Source organism: Jeotgalibaca caeni, from assembly GCF_028863945.1.
GTDB lineage: Bacteria > Bacillota > Bacilli > Lactobacillales > Aerococcaceae > Jeotgalibaca > Jeotgalibaca caeni.
Window position 1 is genome coordinate 1 of record NZ_JARBEA010000085.1, and the last position, 6628, is coordinate 6628.

Consider the following 6628-nt stretch of genomic DNA (forward strand, 5'->3'; position numbering starts at 1 on the left):
AGGAAAAAGCTCTCGGTCTGCGGCAACAGAACAAGAGCCCTCTAAAAATTTAAAATTTTAACACCTACATGATACCATGGGTAGTGACTTTTTGCGCTTTTTTTAGCTTGTGTTTTCATATAAAAAGACTCTATAAAGGATCTCTTTTTAAGAGCTCACTTTATAGAGTCCAGATTAAGGTTTTACTAGCTTTCTTTTTTCTTCAATCAGGGAACATTGATTGTCCCAGCTTTTTTGTTTCTACTTACTGTTTCTTATTGAGCATGTGGATAGCATGCCCCAAAACCCCTTCCGCAGCTTCCATGAGGGGTTCCGGCAAGGTTGGATGTGCATGGATGGTGAGGCTGAGATCTTCTGCAGTTGCTCCGGCCTCAATTGCAAAGACTGCTTCAGCAATGAGAGAGGATACCTCTGGTCCTACCATTTGCACACCTAGCACCAGGTTGGTGTTCTTCTCCGCGACAATCTGGACAAAACCATCAGCGTCCGAAACAGATAGAGCTCTTCCGTTTGCTTGGAATGGAAAACGGCTGGCAATCGTTTCATATCCCTTTGCCTTTGCCTCGCTCTCCGTTAGCCCTGTATAAGCGACTTCTGGGTCACTAAAGATGACAAAAGGCATTGCTTGGAAATCAATCGCACTCTTCATCCCACTAATCACTTCTGCAGCGATTTTCCCTTCGTAACTAGCTTTATGGGCAAGAAGATGACCGCCTGCACAGTCTCCAATAGCATAGACATGTTCAACATTCGTTTGACATTTTTCATTGATTTTAATAAAACCGCGCTGGTCTAATTCGACCCCGATGTTTTCCAAGCCACTGTTCCCTGTATTGGGTTTTCTTCCAATGGAAACTAGACAATAGTCCCCGTTAACAATTTCGTCCTTCCCATTTACCTGAACCTGAACATTTACTTCATTACCTGTATTCTCTCCGCCTTGGACGAAAGCATTCGTTATAACGGTGACTCCAAGCTCCTTCAAATGGCGTTTTACTACATTTGTAAGCATAGAATCCGTACCCGGAAGAATTGTATCGGTTCCCTCAAGGATGGTCACCTTAGCCCCAAATTTGGCATAAGCAGTCCCCAATTCTAAACCGATATAACCGCCACCCACTACAATCAAATGCTTCGGTATTTCCTGAAGCGTCAATGCCTCCGTTGAAGAGATAATCCTTTTTCTATCAAATGGCATATTTTTTAACTCAGTTGGCAAGGATCCTATGGCAAGGATTAAGTCGTTGTACGAATAGAACTGCTCACCGTTTTCGGTTCTTATCCTTACAGTATGAGGTTCAGTGAGATAAGCTTCCCCACTAATGACTTCCACCCCATTGCCTTTTAGCAAGGATTGAACCCCACTCGTTAGTTTATTAACAATGCCGTCCTTCCACTTCACTACTTCCGGCATATCTACTTCCACTTCACCAGAAACTTTTATTCCCATTAGATTGGCGCCCTTTATGTGTTTCACTCGCTCAGAAGCGCTAATAAGAGCCTTGGAGGGGATACAGCCACGGTTGAGGCAAACCCCTCCTAATTCAGCTTTGTCTACCAGCACTACTTTTTTTCCTAACTGGGCAGCACGAATCGCAGCCACATAACCGCCAGATCCAGCTCCAATGATTAACAAATCGATTTCCCTGTCTGTTGCATTAGCCATTCCAACGTCCTCCTCTGTAGTCCATCAATCTTTAAGCGTGTTGTCTACTTGACAAGTATCCACAATCCATAAAATTTATTAACGTGTGTTGGTGTTCGCGGCTATTGATTTATAACAGCCGTTCAGGAATAACCTTTTTTAGTATAGGAGAGTTCATTATTCTTCAACTCGCATAAGTCGTAAACTATTTAACGCTACTAGAAGTGTCGCCCCCATATCGGACATAATGGCAATCCAAAGCGTTAACCAGCCTGGAATGACCAATAGTAAAGCAATCACTTTAATAACAATTGAAAAGGCAATGTTCGCCTTGATTATATTGAGAGCTTTTCGGCTAAGTTTGATAGTGAATGGAAGCTTTATTAAGTCGTCTCCCATCAGAGCGACGTCTGCCGTTTCGAGAGCTGTATCTGTCCCAGCTCCACCCATGGCAATTCCCACTGTAGAAGCTGCTAACGCAGGGGCGTCATTAACGCCATCGCCCACCATAGCTACCTTTCCATACTCGGATCTTAATTTTTTGATATAGTCCAACTTATCTTCAGGCATCAGTTCAGCTTGAATATCCGATACTCCCACATGCTTGCCGATTGTATTCGCAGTACCCTGATTATCACCTGTAAGCATAATGGTTTTCTTGATTCCAAGTTGATGGAGCTTTTGAAGAACCTCTTTACTCGATTCACGGACTTCATCTGCCACTGCTATAAATGCTAACACTTCTTTTTCATTTCCGACAACCATAGCTGTTTTACCTTGATTTTGTAAAGTAGTAACATTTTGTTCGAGATCTTTATCCAAATCAGTACCCAGTAATTCCTTAAAAAATTTCGGGCTACCGATATAATAGGTCATGCCCTTTACAGCACCTTTTATACCCTTACCTGTGATAGAGGAAAAATCTTCTACTAGTACGTCAGAGTAAGAAATGTTTTCTTCTTCTGCTTTTTTCATAATTGCTGAAGCAAGTGGGTGCTGAGAACGATACTCCAAGGCAGTAATGATAGCCAATAATTCTTTCTCATTCACTTCTTCACTTACGACATTAAAATCAGTAACGACTGGAACGCCCTTTGTTAACGTCCCTGTTTTATCGAATGCGATTGCCTTTAGGGCACCCATTTCCTCTAAATAAACCCCACCTTTTATGAGGACACCTTTTTTCGCTGCATTCCCAATAGCCGAAACAATCGATATGGGTGTTGATATAACCAACGCACATGGGCAACCGACAACAAGAACAGCTAGACCTTGGTAAATCCAGGTTTCCCAATTGCCACCGAAGAGGAGGGGAGGGACAACAGCAACCAAGGCTGCAATAATCATAATGATAGGAGTGTAATATTTTGCAAATTTGTCAACAAACGCTTGAGAAGGAGCGCGTTCCCCTTGAGCTTCCTCTACAAGATGAATGATTTTAGAAATCGTTGTGTCTTCTACCAGTTTCGTTATTTTTACTTCAAGTAAGCCTTCTTCATTTAAGGTCCCTGCAAAAACTTCGTCATCAACTGCTTTCTCAACAGGAACCGACTCACCCGTAATAGTTGCTTGGTTGACGGCAGAGTAGCCACTCACGACCACACCATCCATCGCAATCTTTTGCCCTGGCTTTACAATCATAATGTCGCCAACGGAGATGTCATCGACATGTACCATCATTTCTTTCCCATTTCGCCTTACGAGCGCTTCCTTAGGAGCGATATCCATTAATGATCGGATGGATTGTCTTGCTTTATCCATTGAGTATCTCTCTAACGCTTCACTGATGGCAAATAAAATGACTACGATTGCTCCTTCTGCCCATTCACCTATAAAGGCAGCCCCAATAATGGCAACGGTCATGAGGGTTTTCATATCAAAATCAAATCTTAATAGGTTCTGAAAACCGACTTTAAAGAGGGAGTATCCCCCAATTACAATAGAGGTTACGAATAGCAGAGAAGTAATAAGATTTTCCTCACCATTTACAAAGACAGATAGGTAACCTAGCACAATCAGTAAAGTAGAAAACAGTAAGTTGCTGTGCTTTTTATAAAATGGCTCTCTTTCTTCATTTCGAATATTCGTTTCTACCGTACTGTTATCTACCGTTTGTCCAGTGACTTTCTCGGGCATAACTTTCAGGTTTTCAAAAGCACCTGCTTTTTCTAGCTCTTCAATCGTTGGATTGCCGTAAACGGAAATCTTGGAGGCGCCGAAGTTCACTTTGGCGTCTCGTACCCCCGCTATCTCCTTAACGTTTCTCTCGAACTTCCCGGCACAGTTTGCGCAAGAGAATCCTTCTACACGGTATACGCTCGCTGCTTCATTTCCTCCCTGCGGAACAGGTTGAGGAGTGGGTTTCCGTCTCGTTTTTTCCGGAATTACTTTCAAGTTCTCAAAAGCACCCGCTTTTTCTAGCTCTTCGATCGTTGGCTCGCCGTAAACGGAGATCTTGGAGGCGCCGAAGTTCACTTTGGCGTCCTGTACTCCTGGTATGTCTTTGACGTTTCTCTCGAACTTCCCGGCACAGTTTGCGCAAGAGAACCCCTCAACTCGGTACACATTTTTCTCTGCTGATGTTATTGTTTCACTCAACTTTAACGACCTCCTTTTGGTGTGCAAAAGCAATTTTTATGAGATTTTTTACATGGTCATCATCCAATGAGTAGAAAACTAATTTCCCCTCTTTACGATACTTGGCTAAACCTAAAGTTCTTAGCAACCTTAAGTGATGGGATGCTGTTGCAGTAGTAGAGCCTACGATATTTGCAACATCACAAACACATAACTCGTCCTCTAATAATAAAGCGTAGGCAATCTTTATCCTTGTATCATCAGAGAGGGCCTTAAAAACTTGTGCTGCCTCCACTGGTTTTTGCTCTGACAGGTTTCTTTTAGCCCTGGAAACTTTTTCTTGATCAAAAAGCGAAACTTCACAGTAATCTTTAATCACAGTATTTCCTCCTTTCGTATTATTCAAACACACATTTTAATGATGTAATATCATTCTATGCATTTACACTCAAATAGTCAAACGTTTATTAGAGTATGAACTACTTTTAAATTTCAAAGAATTAGCTAAACGTTACATTCCTTGAAAACAAAAAATGGATATTTCATACAGGCAATCTTACCTTCTTAATTTTCATTTGATTAATATTATTTGGGAGGATGGCAACCCCCTATGTCTTTAGTTACGTGAGCGTTTGTATTGGCTGTCTCATTTTTGAACATGAAATACATTATCGTGGAAAGTTAAAGAAGTTCCTGTTACAATATATTCAAAAGGTCATTTGAGTGAAGATAGGCATAAAATGCCTGTAGATAGTTGTAGAATGACGTTTGTCATGAGGAAGCGATTGATTAAGTTGGATGTGAACTACAAGATTGATATTTTTCAGACCTATTAACATCAAATAATGTCTTGAAACTTTCTCAACAATCTAAATCTTATATGCACTATCTTCCTCTGTCTTTGGTTGTTTATAGAGAGGGGAATCACTCATTTCATAGATTGGAGAGAATAACCACGTTACAAACGATTGTATCTGCCATCGCAGTATATGTTTCTACAAGTATTGATTACCTCCTTATTCTCATGATTATTTTCTCTCAAAGCCATACCAAGAGGAAAATGAAAGGGATTATTGGGGGACAGTACCTAGGAATGGGGACCTTAGTTGCCTTTAGTTTATTCGCAGCCTACGTCTTAAATCTTATTCCTGAAGACTGGATTGTCGGTTTGCTGGGATTAATCCCCCTGTTTTTAGGGGTCCGGGTAGCTCTAAGAGGAGAAGATCAGGAAGATGAAGGGGTGTTTGAGAAACTGGAAGAAGGAGGGGCTAATCGATTACTCTGGACAGTAACCCTAATCACAATCGCTTCTGGAGGTGATAATCTAGGAATATATATTCCCTATTTCACGTCCCTTACCTGGACAGAGACCACCGTAGCGTTAATCGTTTTTGCAATTTCTATAGCGGTCCTTTGCTATATCAGTTACAAACTGTCAAAGATTTCGTTAGTAGCCGAAACCATAGAAAAATATAAGCAGCCTGTTGTCGCAGTGGTTTTCATTGGCTTAGGTATTTATATCATGGTTGAGAATGGCACTATTCAAACATTATTAGGCCTATAATTTGAACCAGAGGAGAGGGAAGGTCTGCTTCGATTAAGTTTACAAGAAATGCAGCAATCAAGTCCGCTGATGTGGTCAATCTGGGTGATAGACTCTCCAGGTTTGAGACGGCCATGCAGGTGTCCAAGGATACCCGTCGCATTTTCTGGCAAAATATCCTCTTCGCTCTAGGGGCGAAAGGCCTGTTCCTCATTCTGGGTGCCTTTGGGATTGCCCCGATGTGAGAAGCGGTCTTTGCGGATTGTAGGAGCCACCGTCATTGCCGTTCTAAATGCCATGCGAATCCTCAATGAGTAAATCAAGCTAGTAAAGGGGCTGGGACAAGAGTACCCGCCCTAACGAAAGAGTCGTGATTTTGTCAGAAGGAAAATTCGCGACTCTTTTCCATAGTTGAGAACAGAAAAAGAGAACCCGATTTAACAGAGTGCAATCACCACAACCACATTAACCACATTGAAGTGGTCTCCTAAAGTTGGACAAAAGATAATCCAACTTTAGGAGTTTTTTGTATTGGTTGGATATTCAGAAGAAATTCGGGGATAGGCCTTATGGGATTACCTAAGCAGGGGCTTGGGTTACAAAGCCATCGCAGAGAAATAATGTGTGCTCCTGCAGAAAATGAGGACACTTGAAGGAAAAACTGTTTTTTATGCAAAACTAAATTCAACCGTATATTTGACTATTTGTTTGTGTTTACTCATAATGACAATCAAACACATACTTGAATAACGTTCGTTTTATTATAAAAATGTAAATAGTACTGACCCTGAATTATTCATACTTCTAAATTTTCCTTATTAATTTAGGAAAACCGTTGGTTTATACTTTTTTATCATTGTATT

General features: G+C 41.2%; 4 protein-coding genes. 1 reads left to right on the forward strand and 3 read right to left on the reverse strand.

Features of this window, described 5'->3' with window-relative positions:
- Window positions 1–244 precede the first annotated feature (244 nt).
- From lpdA to PVE40_RS12105, 3 genes are all read right to left on the reverse strand, one after another.
- Entirely contained in the window at window positions 245–1666 is a 1422-nt protein-coding gene (lpdA, locus tag PVE40_RS12095) for a dihydrolipoyl dehydrogenase (protein WP_274732199.1), read from the reverse strand.
- A gap of 156 nt (window positions 1667–1822) precedes the next feature.
- A complete protein-coding gene (locus tag PVE40_RS12100) occupies window positions 1823–4243 on the reverse strand; it encodes a heavy metal translocating P-type ATPase (protein WP_274732200.1) in 2421 nt (806 codons plus the stop codon).
- On the reverse strand, window positions 4236–4601 hold the full coding sequence (locus PVE40_RS12105) for an ArsR/SmtB family transcription factor (RefSeq protein ID WP_034558141.1): 366 nt from the start codon (window positions 4599–4601) through the stop codon (window positions 4236–4238). Before PVE40_RS12105 ends, PVE40_RS12100 begins: the two co-directional genes overlap by 8 nt.
- A gap of 570 nt (window positions 4602–5171) precedes the next feature.
- On the opposite strand from PVE40_RS12105, the gene PVE40_RS12110 reads away from it, so the two are divergent.
- Window positions 5172–5786 (forward strand): CadD family cadmium resistance transporter, encoded by a 615-nt coding sequence (locus PVE40_RS12110; protein ID WP_420828535.1) that lies wholly within the window; start codon window positions 5172–5174, stop codon window positions 5784–5786.
- The last annotated feature ends 842 nt before the right edge of the window (window positions 5787–6628 follow it).